This is a genomic window from Duganella sp. P38 (assembly GCF_050859475.1).
Classification (GTDB): domain Bacteria; phylum Pseudomonadota; class Gammaproteobacteria; order Burkholderiales; family Burkholderiaceae_D; genus Rugamonas.
This window is the reverse complement of sequence record NZ_CP193936.1, coordinates 2,226,327-2,242,560: the sequence shown is the minus strand read 5'-3', so window position 1 is coordinate 2,242,560 and position 16,234 is coordinate 2,226,327. Positions and strand designations below refer to the sequence as shown.

The 16,234-nt window shown below is 65.8% G+C and carries 19 protein-coding genes and 2 pseudogenes; 11 read left to right on the top strand and 10 right to left on the bottom strand.

The features are described 5' to 3' along the window. The first annotated feature begins 53 nt into the window (after positions 1-53). The 4 genes from ACRQ5J_RS10330 to ACRQ5J_RS10315 are packed head-to-tail and all read left to right on the top strand — an operon-like array spanning position 54 to position 4,241. Entirely contained in the window at positions 54-1,553 is a 1,500-nt protein-coding gene (locus tag ACRQ5J_RS10330) for an EAL domain-containing protein (RefSeq protein WP_432383125.1), read from the top strand. Next, positions 1,550-2,371 carry an HDOD domain-containing protein gene (locus ACRQ5J_RS10325; protein ID WP_432383123.1) on the top strand — a complete coding sequence of 274 codons (822 nt, stop codon included), beginning with the start codon at positions 1,550-1,552 and terminating at the stop codon, positions 2,369-2,371. The genes ACRQ5J_RS10330 and ACRQ5J_RS10325 overlap by 4 nt, the downstream gene beginning before the upstream one ends. Continuing rightward, positions 2,368-3,744: an ATP-binding protein gene (locus ACRQ5J_RS10320; protein WP_432383121.1), complete on the top strand. Its 1,377-nt coding sequence runs from the start codon at positions 2,368-2,370 to the stop codon at positions 3,742-3,744. The genes ACRQ5J_RS10325 and ACRQ5J_RS10320 overlap by 4 nt, the downstream gene beginning before the upstream one ends. After that, positions 3,741-4,241: a response regulator gene (locus ACRQ5J_RS10315; protein ID WP_432383119.1), complete on the top strand. Its 501-nt coding sequence runs from the start codon at positions 3,741-3,743 to the stop codon at positions 4,239-4,241. Before ACRQ5J_RS10320 ends, ACRQ5J_RS10315 begins: the two co-directional genes overlap by 4 nt. On the opposite strand, the pseudogene ACRQ5J_RS10310 reads toward ACRQ5J_RS10315, so the two are convergent. Together ACRQ5J_RS10310 and ACRQ5J_RS10305 are read right to left on the bottom strand one after the other, a co-directional pair. Then, positions 4,242-5,101 (bottom strand): annotated as a pseudogene (locus tag ACRQ5J_RS10310) (zinc-dependent peptidase). A 115-nt stretch (positions 5,102-5,216) separates the two neighbouring features. Beyond that, positions 5,217-5,804: a winged helix-turn-helix domain-containing protein gene (locus tag ACRQ5J_RS10305; protein WP_432383622.1), complete on the bottom strand. Its 588-nt coding sequence runs from the start codon at positions 5,802-5,804 to the stop codon at positions 5,217-5,219. 340 nt (positions 5,805-6,144) lie between these two features. On the opposite strand from ACRQ5J_RS10305, the gene ACRQ5J_RS10300 reads away from it, so the two are divergent. Together ACRQ5J_RS10300 and ACRQ5J_RS10295 are read left to right on the top strand one after the other, a co-directional pair. After that, complete coding sequence (locus ACRQ5J_RS10300; RefSeq protein ID WP_432383117.1) at positions 6,145-7,188, top strand: OmpA family protein; 1,044 nt, start codon at positions 6,145-6,147, stop codon at positions 7,186-7,188. 48 nt (positions 7,189-7,236) lie between these two features. Beyond that, on the top strand, positions 7,237-8,100 hold the full coding sequence (locus ACRQ5J_RS10295) for a YihY/virulence factor BrkB family protein (RefSeq protein ID WP_432383115.1): 864 nt from the start codon (positions 7,237-7,239) through the stop codon (positions 8,098-8,100). Here the strand turns inward: ACRQ5J_RS10295 and ACRQ5J_RS10290 are convergent. Further along, a complete protein-coding gene (locus ACRQ5J_RS10290) occupies positions 8,086-9,264 on the bottom strand; it encodes an AI-2E family transporter (RefSeq protein WP_432383113.1) in 1,179 nt (392 codons plus the stop codon). The genes ACRQ5J_RS10295 and ACRQ5J_RS10290 overlap by 15 nt on opposite strands. Before the next feature lie 53 nt (positions 9,265-9,317). Next, entirely contained in the window at positions 9,318-9,632 is a 315-nt protein-coding gene (locus tag ACRQ5J_RS10285) for a BON domain-containing protein (RefSeq protein WP_432383111.1), read from the bottom strand. A gap of 211 nt (positions 9,633-9,843) precedes the next feature. Between ACRQ5J_RS10285 and ACRQ5J_RS10280 the strand changes: the two genes are divergently transcribed. Genes ACRQ5J_RS10280 through ACRQ5J_RS10270 form a run of 3 tightly spaced genes read left to right on the top strand, consistent with a single transcriptional unit; the run spans position 9,844 to position 10,803 of the window. Further along, the gene (locus tag ACRQ5J_RS10280; protein WP_432383109.1) at positions 9,844-10,281 is read left to right on the top strand and encodes a glycine zipper 2TM domain-containing protein; all 438 of its coding nucleotides are present in this window, start codon (positions 9,844-9,846) and stop codon (positions 10,279-10,281) included. A gap of 29 nt (positions 10,282-10,310) precedes the next feature. Then, positions 10,311-10,463 (top strand): DUF3309 domain-containing protein, encoded by a 153-nt coding sequence (locus ACRQ5J_RS10275; protein ID WP_090192273.1) that lies wholly within the window; start codon positions 10,311-10,313, stop codon positions 10,461-10,463. 16 nt (positions 10,464-10,479) lie between these two features. Further along, positions 10,480-10,803 carry a hypothetical protein gene (locus tag ACRQ5J_RS10270; RefSeq protein WP_432383107.1) on the top strand — a complete coding sequence of 108 codons (324 nt, stop codon included), beginning with the start codon at positions 10,480-10,482 and terminating at the stop codon, positions 10,801-10,803. A 171-nt stretch (positions 10,804-10,974) separates the two neighbouring features. Here the strand turns inward: ACRQ5J_RS10270 and ACRQ5J_RS10265 are convergent, their stop codons facing one another. From ACRQ5J_RS10265 to ACRQ5J_RS10240, 6 genes are all read right to left on the bottom strand, one after another. Further along, on the bottom strand, positions 10,975-11,355 hold the full coding sequence (locus tag ACRQ5J_RS10265) for a hypothetical protein (protein WP_432383105.1): 381 nt from the start codon (positions 11,353-11,355) through the stop codon (positions 10,975-10,977). A gap of 9 nt (positions 11,356-11,364) precedes the next feature. Continuing rightward, positions 11,365-11,748 (bottom strand): phage holin family protein, encoded by a 384-nt coding sequence (locus ACRQ5J_RS10260; RefSeq protein ID WP_432383103.1) that lies wholly within the window; start codon positions 11,746-11,748, stop codon positions 11,365-11,367. After that, positions 11,748-12,050 (bottom strand): DUF883 family protein, encoded by a 303-nt coding sequence (locus ACRQ5J_RS10255; protein ID WP_432383101.1) that lies wholly within the window; start codon positions 12,048-12,050, stop codon positions 11,748-11,750. Before ACRQ5J_RS10255 ends, ACRQ5J_RS10260 begins: the two co-directional genes overlap by 1 nt. A 61-nt stretch (positions 12,051-12,111) precedes the next feature. After that, on the bottom strand, positions 12,112-12,657 hold the full coding sequence (locus ACRQ5J_RS10250; protein WP_432383100.1) for a ferritin-like domain-containing protein: 546 nt from the start codon (positions 12,655-12,657) through the stop codon (positions 12,112-12,114). Between the two features lie 29 nt (positions 12,658-12,686). Then, the gene (locus ACRQ5J_RS10245) at positions 12,687-13,601 is read right to left on the bottom strand and encodes an OmpA family protein (protein WP_432383099.1); all 915 of its coding nucleotides are present in this window, start codon (positions 13,599-13,601) and stop codon (positions 12,687-12,689) included. A gap of 15 nt (positions 13,602-13,616) precedes the next feature. Then, entirely contained in the window at positions 13,617-14,003 is a 387-nt protein-coding gene (locus ACRQ5J_RS10240; protein WP_432383621.1) for a DUF4398 domain-containing protein, read from the bottom strand. 132 nt (positions 14,004-14,135) lie between these two features. Between ACRQ5J_RS10240 and ACRQ5J_RS10235 the strand changes: the two are divergent. Both ACRQ5J_RS10235 and ACRQ5J_RS10230 read left to right on the top strand, forming a co-directional pair. After that, positions 14,136-14,606 (top strand): annotated as a pseudogene (locus tag ACRQ5J_RS10235) (AsmA family protein); the annotation flags it as partial. 145 nt (positions 14,607-14,751) lie between these two features. Beyond that, the gene (locus tag ACRQ5J_RS10230) at positions 14,752-16,149 is read left to right on the top strand and encodes an AsmA family protein (protein WP_432383098.1); all 1,398 of its coding nucleotides are present in this window, start codon (positions 14,752-14,754) and stop codon (positions 16,147-16,149) included. The last annotated feature ends 85 nt before the right edge of the window (positions 16,150-16,234 follow it).

Genomic DNA, 16,234 nt, shown 5'->3' with positions numbered 1-16,234 from the left:
ATCGGTCGATAGTATTTTCGAGCAGCAAGCTTCCATTTCGATAGGAACGCCTGATGAAGTTCGATGATCCCCCGCCGCGCTATCAGCCCTTGGTTGACCTGCGCAACGGCGCGGTGGCCTGCGTGGAGGCCATCGTGGCGCCCGCGGACAGCCTGGCCGCGCTGCGCCGCAGTTGCGAGGACCGTCCGCTGTGGCAAGGCGGCGTGCTCGATTGTTGCGATTTTCAAATCGCCATCAATATCGGCGCCGAACAGCTGGGCGATCCGCATTTCGGCCGCCACGTGGCGGCCGTGCTCGGCGAATACGCGCTGGCGCCGGCCGCGCTGACGCTGGAACTGGACGAGGCCGCGCTGATGCACGATGCGGCCGCCAGCGCCGGCACCCTGGACGGACTCAAGGAGCAAGGCATCAGCCTGACGCTGGACCGCTTTGGCGCCGGCCCCGCCTGCCTGGACAACCTGCTGCGCTATCCCTTCGATTACATCAAGCTCGACAGCTCGGTCGTGCACGGCGCCGCCGACCATGCCGCCGGCGCCGCGCAGTGCCAGGCGCTGATCGCCATGGCGCAACACCTGGGCATCCGGGTGGCGGCCGACGGCGTGCGGAACGAGGCGCAGTGCATTTTTCTGCGCGACAATTTGTGCGACCTGGTACAGGGCGACATCTACGCCGCGCCGCAAGCGCCCGCGCAGCTGGGCGCGCTGCTGCGCGAGGACCGCCAGCTGGCGCCGCAACTGCTGCGCGGCCAGAAGCGCCGCCGCACGCTGCTGCTGGTGGACGACGACGCCAACATCATTGCAGCGCTGAAGCGCCTGCTGCGCCCGGCCGGCTACGAAATCCACACCGCCAGTTCCGGCGAACAGGGGCTGGAACTGCTGGCCCGGCTGCCGGCCGACGTCATCATCTCCGACCAGCGCATGCCCGGCCTGAACGGCGCCGACTTCCTGCGCCAGGCGCGCATCCTGCGGCCCGAGACCATCCGCATCATGCTGTCCGGCTACACCGAGCTGCAATCGGTGACGGACGCCGTCAACGAGGGCGCGATTTACAAGTTTCTCACCAAGCCGTGGAACGACGAGCAGCTGCGCGCACACCTGGCCGACGCCTTCCGCCTCAAGGAGATTGCCGACGACAACCTGCGCCTGAACCTGGAGGTGCGCAATGCCAACCACGAGCTGGCCAGCGCCAACCGGCGCATGGAGCACATGTTGCACCAGATGCAGCGCCAGATCGAGCGCGACGAGATCAGCCTCGGCGTCGCGCGTGAAATCGTGCAACAGCTGCCGCTGCCGGTGATCGGCATGGACGACAGCGGCATGATCGCCTTCGTCAACGGCGCCGCCAGCCGCGTGTTCCGGCGCAGCGTGCTGCTGGGCAACGACGCCGGCGACGTGCTGCCGCAGCTGTTCCCGGCCGGCGCCGCGCTGCCGCCGGCCGGCCACCAGGCCGACATCGACGGCAGCCGCTACCTCGTCACCGCCTACCGCATGGGCGCCAGCTCGGCCTCGCGCGGCAGCCTGATCACCTTCAGCCCGGCCGGGGCGCCGCCATGAGCCAGGTCGCGCTGGACGAGGTGGTGCGCCGCATCCACGACCTGCCGTCGCTGCCGGCGGTAGTGGCCGAGCTGCTGGGCTGCATGGCCGAGGACGATATCGACCTGCCCTACCTGGCCAGCCGCATCGCGCTCGACCAGGCGCTTACCGCCAAGACGCTGCGGCTGGCCAATTCCTCGTTCTACGGCATGCCGTCCAAGGTCACCAGCATCCAGCAGGCGATGTCGGTGCTGGGGCTGCACAGCGTGCGCACGCTGGTCACCGCCTGCGGCGTCATCAGCGCGGCGCCGCCGGCCGGCGCGCTCGACATGGACAGCTTCTGGCGCGAGGCCATCGCCACCGCGGTCTGGGCGCGCGCGCTGGCGCGCCAGCTGCGGCAAAGCCCGGACACCGCCTTCACCGCCGGCCTGCTGCACAACCTCGGCACGCTGGTGCTGGCCACGCGCTTCCCGGCCGAGTACGCGGCCGTGCCGGCCTGGCGCGCCGAGCACGCGGATGCCAGCCTGGCCGAGGCCGAACTGGCGGTGTTCGGCGTCGACCACGCGCAGGCCGGCAGCGCGCTGGCGGCGTACTGGCGCTTCCCGCCGGCCATACAGGACGCCATCAGCCACCAGCACCGCGCCAACGCCACCGGCCTGGCGTTGGCGGTCGGCCTGGCGCACCTGCTGGCGGCCCCGCCCGGGGCCGGCGACCAGCAGCGCGAACAGGCCTGGGAACGGCTGGCCTTCGACCAGGAACAGCGCCGGCAGCTCACTCAGGCCTGCCCGCTGCTGGTCAACGACATGTGCACGATATTGGTGAACCAGGATCCCCGATGAAACTTCCCACGCAAGCCGAAGTGGCACTGTCCGAATTCTTCGACGGCCATCCGGTAGCCACCTTCGCCATCAACCGCCACCACGTCATCATCCACTGGAACAAGGCCTGCGAGCAGCTGCTGGGCTGGACCCGCGCCTGCATGGTCGGCACCCGCAACCAGTGGCAGCCGTTCTACGTCAAGGAGCGCCCGCTGCTGTGCGACCTGATCCTGACCGGCGACAGCGATATCGCCTCGCACTATCCGGGCCACACCCACCCGTCGGCGCTGATACCGGGCGCCTACGAATCGGAGGACTTCTTTCCGAATATCGGCGCCAGCGGCCACTGGCTGCACTTCACCGCCGCGCCGCTGCGCGATGCCGAGGGCAACATCGTCGGCGCCATCGAGACGCTGCGCGACGTCACCGAGCGGCGCGTGGCCGAAAACGCGCTGCGCAAGTCGCGCGACAACCTCGAACACATCGTCGAAAAGCGCACCGCCCAGCTGGCCCACGCCAACGATAGGCTGGCGGACGATATCCGCCAGCTGACCGAACTGAACGACCTGCTGTCGGCGGCCCAGCAGCAGCTGGTGCAGTCGGAGAAGCTGGCCTCGATCGGCCAGCTGGCGGCCGGCGTGGCGCACGAGATCAACAACCCGCTCGGCTATATCTTCTCCAACGTCGGCACGCTGCAAAACTACCTGGGCCAGCTGTTTGACATGCTGGACGCCTACCAGGCGGCCGAACCGCACGTCGCCGAGCCGGCGGTGGCGGCCGCCTTGCGCGCCATGCGCGAGCGCATCGACCTCGACTTCCTGCGCGAGGACATCCCGGCGCTGATGCGCGAGTCCGGCGAAGGCCTGGTGCGGGTGCGCCACATCGTCGACGACCTCAAGGATTTTTCGCGCGCCGACACCAACCAGGCGTGGAGCCGCGCCAACCTGCACCAGGGCATCGACTCGACGCTGAATATCGTTGCCAACGAGGTCAAGTACAGCGCCGACGTGGTCAAGGCCTATGGCGACATCCCCGAGATCGAATGCCTGCCGCTGCAAATCAACCAGGTGGTGCTGAACCTGGTGGTCAACGCCGCCCAGGCCATGGGCCAGCAACGCGGCACCATCACCGTGCGCACCGGCATGGCCGACGCCCAGACCGTCAGACTGGAAGTGGAAGACACCGGCAACGGCATCGCGCCCGATACGCTGTCGCGCATCTTCGACCCCTTCTTCACCACCAAGGCGGTCGGCAAGGGCACCGGCCTCGGCCTGTCGCTGGCCTACGGCATCGTGCAGAAACACAAGGGACGCATCGAGGTCGACAGCGAACTGGGACGCGGCACCTGCTTCCGCGTGCTGCTGCCGGTCCGCCAATCGGAGGAACTGCCATGACCCGTATACTGCTGGTGGACGATGAACCCAATATGCTGAGCGCGCTGCAACGGGCGCTGCGGCAAAGCAAGGCGCTGTCCGGCGCGCAGATCGAAACCTTCTCCAATCCGTTCGACGCGCTGAACCGCATCTGCGTCTGCGACTTCGACCTGGTGGTATCGGACTTCATGATGCCCGAAATGAGCGGCGGCGACTTCCTGCAGGCGCTCAAGGAGGTGGCGCCGGCCACCGTGCGCATCATGCTCAGCGCCTCGACCGACTTCAAGACGGCGATGGCGGCCATCAACGACGCCCATGTGTTCCGCTTCATCCCCAAGCCGTGGCAGCAGTCCGAGCTGGAACAAAACATCGTGCAAGCGCTGGCCGAACGTCAGCGCCTGCTGGCCGAGGCCGGCAAGGAGCCGAGCAGCGCCGAACTGGAAGCGCGCCGGCTGGAAGAGGACGAACCGGGCCTGCTGCAGGTCAAGCGCACCGACGACGGCTCCATCATCCTGTAGCTACCAGCCGTAGGCGTGGCCGGCCGCCTGCTCCGGCGGGGCCGGCGGCGGCGACATCCAGGCGCGCGGGTCGACGCGGTAATATTTGAGGAATTCCGCAAACAGCTCGGGATAGTGCTCGGCCATCTGATACGGCTTCTCGTAGAAGGTTTCGGTGGCCACCGCGAAGAACTCGGCCGGATTGGTGGCGCCGTAATGGTCCATCACCGCCGGCTGGCGGTACATCGCGTGCATGCGCAGGTTCTGGTAGGCGCGCGACAGCACTTCCGACCACTCGCTGTAGCTGGCCGGGTTGCCGAGGTAAGGCGCGCCGTTGGCGCGGCCCGATTCGCTGTCGAGCTGATGCGCGAACTCGTGCAGCACCACGTTATGGCCGTCGGTCCAGTCGCCGGCGCCGCGCCGCACGTCGTCCCACGACAGCACCACGCGGCCGTCGTCCCACGATTCGCCCAGCATGCTCTGGCGCCCCGGCGTCACCACGCCGCCCGGCCCCACTTCGGCGCGCTGCGCCACGAATTCGCTCGGGTAGACCAAAATGGTGTGCAGCGCCGGATACACCTTGCTGGGCCGGTTCAGCAGCAGCAAGCAGGCCTGGCCGGCGATCGTGACCGCCATTTCATCGGTGATCTCCAGCCCTTCGCAGCCGATGAACTTTTTTGATGCAGGAATTGCACCACCATGCGCCGCAACTGCTGCTGCAAGTCGGCGCTCATGCGGCTGTAGACGGGGATATTGCGCCGCAAGATCGCCTCGGCCGCGGCCGGCAAGGGCCTGGCCAGCGCGCGGCGCAGTCGCCAGCGCGGGTAGATGAAGGGCAGCGCGATCGCCAGCGCCGTCAGGCCTAAGATCAAAGCTTCCATGTGCCGCAGGGTCCGTGAGATGTCATGCCAGCGTAGGTGGGGCTGCATATCAACATTTCAATACGAAAACAGCCGGCGCAAGCGCCGGCTGTTTATCTTACCCTCGCGGGGCGGTTTATTCCGCTGCTTTTTGCTGCGACGGCGCGCTGCCGAACAGCGCGGCGACCAGCGGGTCGCGCATCACCGGGCCACGGTTAACGCGGATGGCGTAGTGGGTGTCGTCGGCCAGAATGTGGAAATGACGGCCGCTGCCGGCCATCGCCTGCTCGCGCAGGCCCGGACGCTCCTTGCGTGGCGGCGCGCCTTCGCGCTTCGGCTGGGCGATGGCGGCCAGGAAGGCGGCGATGCGCTCCGGGTCGGGGGTCAGCTGGTAGACGGCCTTGCCGAGGTAGGTGGCGGTGCCTTCGACATAGCGCGCCAGCTCGATGACGCCGGCTTCGCGCAGGTCGCGGATGTATTTGCGGGCGCCGGACGGCGAGAATTTCAGGAACCAGGCGATTTCGTCGGCCAGCATCTCGTGCATCGACAGCTCGCCGATCAGTTTCTGCATGTTTTCGATGCGGCGCAGCGTGGCCGAGGTCGAGCGTACGCGCTCAATCGACGCCATCGACAGCGCAGGCTTGCGATCCAGCGGTGCAGGAGTCGAGCGCTCCATCAAAGCCAGGCGCGCCGTGGTGGATTGCATCTCCGGCGAGGCTTTCATCTCGTTTTGGACCATGGTTTGTTGTTTGCTGACTGCGTGCATGGGGATCACTCCTTAAATTAATGCTCGAATTGCCCGAATTAGTACGGCGTTGACCCAAGAATGCCCTTTTGAGCAGCCACAGTCTGTGCGTCAACGAACATTAGCGAAGCATCTATAGCCTTAACTTCGGACAAATAACTTTCGATTAAGTTTCCCGATGTGTGACGGATTTGATACAGCACAAGGTTTGGTGCGGTAGCGAACGGAAGAGCCGCACCTTGTCACCTAATCTTCGGTCCAACAGCGATGCAACAACATTGCTGGCAGTGAAATTTTTTAAACAATCGGGAGCCACCCTGTGAATAAATCCAAGAAAATCGCCCTCGCCGCCGCAGCACTGTGTGCGTCGTTCTCCGCCATGGCCCAACAAGATCCGGTCATCAACCCATCGTGGTACATCCAGCCCAGCGTCAACGCCGTCAAGCCTGACGACGAATTCCGCGCGGTCGACAAGCACGGCTACGGCGCCGGCGTGAAGTTCGGCAAGGCCGTCAGCGAAAACTGGGACATCCAGACCGGCTACACCTATGCCCGCTCCCGTGAAAACGGCCAGCGCTACCAGCAAGAAACGCTGGGCGTGGACGGCTTGTACCTGTTCTCGCGCAAATCGTTCCGCCCATTCATCCTGGTCGGTGTCGGCGCCGAGCGCGACAAGGCCAACCTGGCCGGCAACATCGAGCGCAAGAAAACCTCGCCTTACGTCAGCGCCGGCCTGGGCTTCCAGGCCGACCTGAACGAGCGCGTCGCGCTGCAGGCCGACATCCGCAACGTGCACGGCTTCATCCGTGACGATGTATTCCCTAACAGCAAGAGCAACAACTACTACGCAACCGTCGGCCTGAACATCGCGTTCAACGCGCCGCCACGCACCGCGCCGACCCCGCCGCCAGCGCCGCCAGTGGCTGAACCGCCGCCACCACCACCAGCGCCGCCAGCACCACCGCCGCCACCGCCAGCGCGCTTCGAGAAGGTGACCATGTCGGCCACCGAGCTGTTCTCGTTCGACAGCGCCAAGCTGAACCCGAACCAGCCTAAGCTGGACGAGATCGCCAACGTACTGAACGTCAACAGCAGCATCAACGACGTCACCATCTCCGGTTACGCCGACCGCCTGGGCAGCGACAAGTACAACCAGAAACTGTCCGAGCGCCGCGCCAATTCGGTCAAGGACTACCTGGTCGCCAAGGGCGTGGCAGCGGACCGCCTGACCGCCGTCGGCAAGGGCGAGTCGAATCCTGTGGTTGAGTGCAACGACAAGAAACGCGCCGACCTGATCAAGTGCCTGGAACCTAACCGCCGCGTCGAGGTGGAACAGATCACCATCGAACGCCGTGTGCAATAACTTCTGAAAGCAGAGCCCCGCAACCCTGGTTGCGGGGCTTTTTTATTTATGAAAAAGAAAACCATCATTTCGGTTGTCAAATGCACGGTGCTCGAGTGGTTCGACCACCGCGGCTCCAGCATGGGCGCGGCGTTGGCCTTCTACACGCTGTTTTCGCTGGCGCCCATCATCGTGCTGGTGCTGGCCATCGCCGGCTGGTTCTATGGGCCGCAGGCGGCGCAGGGCGAGCTGTTCGCGCAGCTGCGCGGCCTGGTCGGCGCGCAGGGCGCGGAAGCCATCCAGGCGGTGCTGGCCGGCGCCCGTAGCAAGGAGGAAGGCCGGCTGGCAACCCTGGTCGCCGGCGCCCTGCTGCTGTTCGGCGCCACCACCGTGTTCGCTGAACTGAAGACCAGCCTGGACGCCATCTGGCAAGTGCCGCCGCCCGACAGTGGCACCGTCTGGGACACCGTCCGCACCCGCCTGCTGTCGTTCGGCATGGTGCTGGTGCTGGCCTTTCTGCTGATGGTGTCGCTGGTGGTCAGCGCCGCGCTGACCTTGCTGGAGAAATTCTGGGGCAGCTGGTGGGGCGACGCCGGCATCGTGCTCACCGTGGTCAACATGAGCATCAGCTTCGTGGTGATCGCCGCGCTGTTCGGCGTGATCTTCAAGATGCTGCCGCGCGTCAGGCTGTCATGGCATGACGTGACCATCGGCGCCATCGGCACCGCCGCCCTGTTCACGCTGGGGAAATATGCGATCGGCGCGTATATCGGCAACAGCGGCGTGGCCAGCAGTTATGGCGCGGCCGGCTCGCTGATCGCGGTACTGATGTGGGTGTATTACTCGGCGCAGATTTTCTTCCTCGGCGCCGAGTTTGCGCGGCAGTATGCGCTGCAGCTGGGCAGCTTGCGCGGTTCCTCACTCGCCGAGTAGTTCGGCCAGCACTTCCATCCCTTCCACCCGCTCGGCGACCACCTTGACGATGACGATCACGGGGACGCCGAGCAGCAGGCCCCAGACGCCCCACAGCCAGCCCCAGAACAGCAGGCTGACAAACACCGCCGCCGCGTTCATGCGGGCGAAGCGGCCGGTCATCCAGGTGGTCACCACGGTGCCGACCAGAGTGGCGATGGCCAGCGCAGCGCCCATCACCAGGAAGCTCATCTGCACCGACTCGAATTGCAGGAAGGCCACCACGCCAGTGGCGATCATGATCAGCAGCGGGCCGAAGTAAGGCATCAGGTGCAGCAGGCCGGCCACGATGGCCCAGGCGCCGGCGTTTTCCAGGCCGATCCAGCGCAAGGCCACCCACATCAGCAGGGCCAGCAGCACATTCGTAACCAGCAGCATCAGCATGTATTTCTGGATCGAGATATTGATGTCGTCGAGGATGTGGACGGTGATTTTCTTCTTGCTCAGCGACGGCCCGGTCAGCTTGACCAGCTTGCGCTTGAAGGTATCGCCCGACAACAACAGGAAGAACACCAGGAAGATCACCATGGTGGCCTGGCTGAGGAAGCCCATCACGCCCATCGAGCCGGCCCAGATCCAGTCCATGACCGGGAACTGCGATGGCGCGGCCGCGGCGGCGGCGCGGCGCGCGGCGCGGCGTTCCTGGGCGCTGGCCGTGGTGGCCTGCTGCAGCTCGGTGGCGACGTCCTGGATGCGCTGCAAGGCGCTCGGCCCGCCGCTGTGCAAATGTTCGGACAACAGCCGCGACAGCTTGTGGCCGGCGGTCGGCAGCTCGTCCATGATCGACTGGAACTGGCCCTGCACCTTGTCGATCACCAGCACCGAGCTGCCGAGGATGGCGGCGGTCACCAGCGTCACGCCGATCACGCGCGGGATGCGCAGCCGCTCCAGCCAGCACACCAGCGGGCTCAGCGTATAGGTAATCAGGATGCCGAGCAGCAGCGGCACCAGGAAGTTGCGCGACCATTGCAGCGCCCAGATGAAGGCGACCGTGGCGATCACGCCCAGCGCCAGGCCGCGCGCGTTGACATGCAGGGGAATACGGGAAGGAGTAAGAACAGGCGCATCAGCGTCGGCGCCGGCCGCCTGTGCGTGAGTCCGTGGAAGATCGACAGGCTGGTTCATGATGACTCACAGAAGAGTACCGGCGCGCCACCTGGGACGCGCCGGCCGGGGGATTACTTGACGTGCAGGTCGTTTTTCACAGCCGTCACGCCTTTGACGCCGCGGGCCACCTGGCCGGCTTTGGCGATGTCTTCAGGCTGGGCCACGAAGCCGCTCAGCTGCACGGTGCCTTTGAAGGTTTCGACGTTGATTTCGGTCGATTTCAGGCTAGGCTCGTTGAAGATGCTGGCTTTCACTTTGGTGGTGATGACGGAATCGTCGACATACTCGCCGGTGCCTTCTTTGGTCGAGGTCGATGCGCAGCCGGTCATGGCGCCCAGCAGCGATACGGTGAACAGGGCAGTAGCGATTTTATGTGCGATTTTCATGGCGATTCTCCTTGGTGTTGGTTGAGTTTGTCAGCCAGCGGGACGTTTGTTTGCCGTCTCTGCTACCGATGTCGCCATTAAACGCCGCTTCCACGCGCATTACTGTTCGATAGCGTACACAAAACGCCACGACAGGCCATCGTGCGTAAGCGCACAGACCCCCGTGGCCGGCGTGTCTAAGCTGAAAGCACATTTTTCCAAGGAGAACACCATGAAACGCTCAACTACGTTTGCCGCCGCCGTGCTGGCCGGCGCCGCCGTGCTGAGCGGCTGCGCCAACACCCAGCAGCCGCAACAAATCGGCTACATCAGCAACGACTCGTCGACCTACGGCACCATCGAATCGATCCAGGTGATGCAGGCGCGCCAAAGCTCCGGCGTCGGCGCCGTCACGGGCGGCCTGATCGGCGGCCTGCTGGGCAACCAGGTCGGCTCGGGCAGCGGCCGCACGGCCGCCACCGTGGCCGGCGCGGTCGGCGGCGCGGTGGTCGGCAACAACGTCGAGAACAACCGCAACGCCAATCCGGAATACCAGATCAGCGTGCGCATGGACAACGGCGACATCCGCATCATCCACCAGGACAGCGTCCACGACCTGCGCGAAGGCAACCGCGTGCGTCTGATCGACGGCCGCCTGTACCGCTACTAATCCCCCCTAACCACAACAAGGAGAATGTCATGGGCACCATTATTTTGATTATCCTGGTCCTGGCGCTGATCGGCGCCCTGCCGACCTGGCCGCACAGCCGCAACTGGGGCTACGCGCCCAGCGGCATCACCGGCCTGATCGTGGTGATACTGCTGATTATGCTGCTCACTGGCAGGTTATAACCCCAAGGAGGACATCATGATCCATCGCATCATCACCGGCGTGATGATGGCTTGCGCGGCACTGGCCGCGCAGGCGCAGGACGATACCACGCCGCCACAGAACGTCCAGCTGCAAAAACAGGAAATCGCCAGGGGCGAGCCGGCGCGCTGGACGCAGCCGGACCGCACCAGCGCGGAACAGGCGCGCACGCTGCGCAAGGAAATCGGCGCCGCGCTGGCCGAGGCCAAACAAGCGTGCAAGCAAGCCGCTGCCGCCGAGCGCAGCGCCTGCCTGAAGGAGGCGCAGGACACTTACCAGGCCGATATGGCCAAGGTGCCGCAGCTGGTCGCTGGTAAATGAGGAAGGGCCGCGCCGCGGCCAGCCACGTCATGCCCGCGCAGGCGGGAATCCATGCGGAGTTTGCCTTTGAGGCGCTCTATGGATTCCCGCCTGCGCGGGAATGACGCAGGTGGGCGGCGACGCGGCCCTGGTGACTGCCGCTTCGCAGGTGTGGCCGCGACGCGGCCCTGCTTATGGCTGCCGCTTGTGCCGCAACAGCCAGGTAACGCCCACGCCGGCCAGTGCCGCCACCGCCAGCGCCGGCTTGATCAGCCGCTTGCGCGCAATGAAGGAACCGACCGTCAGCGCGTACGGCATCAGCGACTTGAGCGACTTGAAATTCAGGCCGCCCAACAAGCCGCCGCCGGCGCCGCCCGGATGCAGCAGGCCGCCCAGGCGCGCCTGCGCCAGCGCCACCGCGTGATCGACGGCGCCATGCATCAGCGCGTCCGGCTGCAGCGCCTGGCCGACCAGCACCTTCGAATGGACCACCTTGATGCGCAGCAGCTCGCCCTCGCGGATCAGCCGCTGCTTCTCGGCCGCCAGTTTGGCTTCGTCTTCGTGTGTGCTCATGGAGTCTCCTTAAACCAGCATGTCGCGGTCGGATTTGAGCTCGGCCATCGTGGCCGGCAGCGACAGCTTGCCGCTACGCAGCATGGCGCGCGCGTACAGCACCAGGCCGATGGCGAACGCCAGGAACACCACGGTGATGACCGGCAGGATGACCCAGCCGATGGCCGCCCACGCCAGGTAGACGATGGTGACCGAGGCGTAGATCAGCGCAAAGCCGCCCAGCAGCACGGCCAGCGCAAACACCACCACCAGTTGCAGCAGGTGGTTGCGCACCTGCGCCAGCTCCAGCGCGGCCAGTTCGAGCCGGTTGAGCAGCAGGCCGATCGCGTTCCGGGTCACCAGACCCAGCGACGCGATCAGGCCCGGCGGACGGGTTCCGTCGTCTTGTGCCATTACTTGCGGCCGATGATGACGCCGATCAACAGGCCGACGCCGGCCGCCGCCGCGATTGAACGCCAAGGATTTTCCTTGACGTAGTCGTCGGCGTGCTGGGCCGCGACTTTGGTGGCGGCGACCGCGCTGACCTGGGCTTCATGGGCCTTGGCCAGCGCGCTGTCGAGCGCGCGCATGCCGCGGCCGCGCAGCTCGTCGGCCTTCTCGCCGGTCAGCGCGGTGGCCGCGGTGAACAGTGCCTGCGCGTCCTTGACCAGAGTTTTCACGTCATTATTCACGGTACTGATGTTTTGTTCCAGCATGATTAAGCTCCTGTTTTGGTTGTTGATGTGAAAACTGTACAGCAAATTGCTTATGCGTGTGTCAACCGTGTTCGGTCAACATGTCCCGCATATCGTCCGCGTGCTCCTCTTCGCTCGCCATGATTTTGATCAAAAGATGGCGAGTCGTTGGATCGGTATCGCCGATTTGCTGGATCATCTGGCGATACGCCTCGATGGCCACGCGCTCGGCGATCAGGTTGGCGCGCACCATCGATTGTACGTCTTCCGACGCATCATACTCGGCATGACTGCGTGCGAGCAACGTCGCCGGATTGAAATCCGGGTCGCCGTTGAGCTGGACGATGCGCTCGGCCAGCCAGTCGGCGTGCTCCTGCTCCTCGTTGGCGTGCTCGAGGAACTCCGCCTTGATGGCGGCGTTCTCGCGGCCGCTGACCGTGTAGTAGTGGCGCTTGTAGCGGTTGATGCAGACCAGCTCGGTGGCCAGCGCGTCGTTCAGCATTTTGATGACCGCCTGGCGGTCGCCCTGGTAGCCGGCGGTGACCGGACCGTCCTCAAGGTTGCGGGCGGCAGCGCGGATGGCTTCGGTATCGATACCTGCCGGTTGGGTGGGATTGGATTCAGCCATGAGTCTTTCCTTCCTTAGTGAGAGTCAAATTAACGGCGGTTGGCGATCGGCGCGCCGTTTTGCGACAGCACGATCTCGACGCGGCGGTTCAGCTGGCGGCTGCCGGCATCGGCATTGCTTGCCACCGGATACGCCTCGCCATAGCCGCGGGTAGCGATCTTGGCGCTGGCGACGCCGAGGCCGATCAGCGCGTTGCGCACCGATTCCGCGCGGCGCTGCGACAGCTCCAGGTTGTGCGACGAGGTGCCGGTGCTGTCGGTAAAGCCTTCCACCTGCACGATGCTCTGCGGTTCCTGCGCCAGCACGTCGGCCACTTTCTGCGCGGTGCGCATGCCTTCGGCGCTCAGTTCGGCGCGGTCGACCTGGAACAGCACGTCGCTCAGCGTGATGACGATGCCGCGCTCGGTTTGCTTGGCTTGCAGGTCGGCCAGCTGCTGCTGCAGCGCGGCGTTCTTGGCGGCCTCGTCGCGCGCCGAGCTGGCGGCGGCGTCGGCCTGGGCGCGGGCGGCGTCGGCGTCGGCCTTGGCCTGCTCGGCCTGCGTGCGGGCGCGGTCGGCGGCGACGCGCGCGCTGTTGGCCTCGGCGGTGCGCGCCTGCAGGCGGATCTCGTCACGCTGGCGGGCGGCGTTGGCCACGTCCGCCTCGGCCTGCTTGGCCTTGGCCGCTTCCTGCGCGGTGGCGATCTTCTGCTTGGCGATATAGGCCAGCTTATCGATTTCGTCCAGGCTCTCCTTCTTCGCGGCGGCGGCGTTGGCGCGGTCCAGCGCGTCGGAGGCGGCCTTGAATTCCAGCGGCGCGTTGGCGGCCACCTGCGGATTGCTCTGCGCGGCCAGGAAGTCGCCGCGCGCCTGGTCCAGCTGGCTGGTGGTGGTCGGCGTGGTGCTGCAAGCGGCAAACAGCACCGACATCGCAAACGCGGTCGGCAGCAGAACGAGTTTTTTCATGATCGGCACTCCTTGTTATTGTTGGGTGGTGGCGTTGGCGCGCGCCAGTTCTTCGCGCAGCAGGCGGATGTTCTGTTGCAGCTCGTCGGAGGCGGCGGTGGCCTTGGCCGAATTGGCCTTGCTCTGCGCCAGCTGGGCGTCGGCCGACGCCTGGGTGGCCAGGTCCTGCGCGGTCTTGTAGTCGCGGGCGGCCAGCGCCTGGTTGGCGCGCATCAGTTTTTCGCGGGCCGACTGCATCTCGGCCGGGGCCAGGTCGGCGGCGCCGGCGCTGGTGGCGGCAGCCACCGCCTGGCGCGACACGGCAACGTCGGCGGTGGCAGGAGTTTTATTGCTGGCGCAACCGCTCAGGCCGACCAGCACGGCCATACCGCACAGCATTTGCCATTGGCTGTTCATCGTCATCATTATTGTTCTCCTCTAAAAATTTGATTGCTACAGTTGACGTTATAAGCCTATGCCGCCAGAGCATCAGTACGGTGCCGCACAAAAAGCCGGAGTGTGTAAAATGATGCAACCAGAGATACAAGGTTGACCATGCCGCTTTTGCCGCTTTTGCCCCTTTCCCGCCGTACCCGCATCGTCCTTGCCGCCAGCGCCGTGGTGCTGGCCGTTCCCGTCCTCGCCGTGGTCGCCGTCAGCAGCATCGACTGGAACCGCGCCCGCCCCTGGCTCAACGACAAGATCGGCGCCGCCATCGACCGCCCGTTCGAGATCCGCGGCGCGCTGGCGCTGGCCTGGCGCCGGCATGACAGCTGGCTGCCGATGCCGCACCTGGTCGCCCGCGACGTCCATATCGGCAATCCGCGCGGCATGCGCGCGCCGGCCGAGATGGCCAGCGTCGGCCAGTTCGCCTTCGCCATCGAGCCGCTGCCGCTGCTGCGCCAGCGCATCGAGATTCCGCAACTGCGCTTCGACAGCCCGGTGCTGCTGTTGCAGCGCGAGGCTGGCGGTCGCAACAACTGGACCTTCAAGGACGACGCTGCGCCGTCGGCGTGGCAGCTGAACATCCGCAGCGTGGTGTTCTCCAAGGGCACGGTGCGCTACCTCGACGCCGTGACACACGTCGACGCCCGCGCCGAGGTCGACACCATCAACGACCGGCGCTACGGCGTCGCCTCGGCAATTGCGCGGCACATGGAACAACCAGGACGTGCATGGCAGCGGCAAGGCCGGCGCCGTGCTGTCGCTGCAGCAGCAGACCCAGCCCTACCCGCTGGCGGCCGACCTGAATGTCGGCGGCACCAGCATCAGCTTCGACGGCACGCTGACCAAGCCGGCCTCGCTGGCGGCGATCGACATGCAGCTCAAGCTGTCCGGCCCCAGCATGGCGCGGCTGTACGGCCTGACCGGCGTGCTGCTGCCGGAGACGCCGCCGTTCGCCACCGCCGGCCACCTGACCGGTAACCTCGGCGCCAACGCCAGCCGCTGGGTGTACCAGCAATTCACCGGCACGGTCGGCCAGAGCGACATCGCCGGCAAGCTGGAATTCAGGACCGGCCAGCCGCGTCCGCTGCTGAGCGGCGCCGTGCAGTCGAAGCTGCTGCAAGTGTCCGACCTCGGCCCGCTGATCGGCGCCGACTCCAACGCCAGCAAGCAGGCGCGCGGCGCGGCGCAGCGTCAGCCGGGCAACAGGGTGCTGCCGGTGGAAACATTCCGCACCGAGCGCTGGACCGCCATCGAAGCCGACGTCAACTTCAAGGCGGCGCAAATCACGCGCGACAAGGACTTGCCGATCCAGAACCTGGAAACGCAAATCCACCTGAAGGACGGCGTGCTGGCGCTGACGCCGCTGAACTTCGACATCGCCGGCGGCCGCTTCACCTCCAACGTCATGCTCGACGGCAGCGGCAAGATCAATCCGGACGCCATCCGCGCCGAGCTCAAGGCCGACGCCCGGCGCCTGCAACTGAAGCAGCTGTTCCCGTCGATCGAGGGCATGCAGGCCACGGTCGGCCAGATCAACGCCGACGTCTCGCTGTCGGCCACCGGCAACTCGGTGGCAAGCTTGCTGGGTTCGTCCAACGGCGAGCTGAAAGGCGTGATCAACGAAGGCAGCGTCAGCAAGCTGATGCTGGAAACCATGGGCCTGAACATCGGCAGCGTGGTGCTGACGCGCATTGCCGGCGACAAGCAGGTCAAGCTCAATTGCATGGTGACCGATTTTGCGGTCAGCAATGGCGTGATGAAATCGCGGCTGTTCGCGGTGGACACGTCCGAGGCGCGCATCGACATCAACGGCACGGTCAACCTCGGCAACGAGAAACTCGACCTGACGCTCAAGCCGGACGCCAAGTCGGTGCGGGTGATTTCGCTGCGCGCGCCGATTTATGTGCGCGGCACCTTCAAGGACCCGGACGTCAGCGTCGACAAGGGGGCGCTGGCCTTGCGCGCCGGCGGCGCGCTGGCGCTGGCGGTGGTGGCGCCGGTGGCGGCCATCGTGCCGCTGGTGAGCACCGGCCCCGGCGAAACGCCGGGCTGCCAGGCATTGATGGCGCAGGCCGGCGGCAAGGCGGTGGCGCCGCCGCCCGGCAAGACGCCCGGCCGTTGATTTTTTCTCAGTGTGGGATGGCGAACGGAAGCGGCGCGGCGGTTTGCCTACTCTGTAGCCATCGGGCAGGCGCAATACCGCGCCT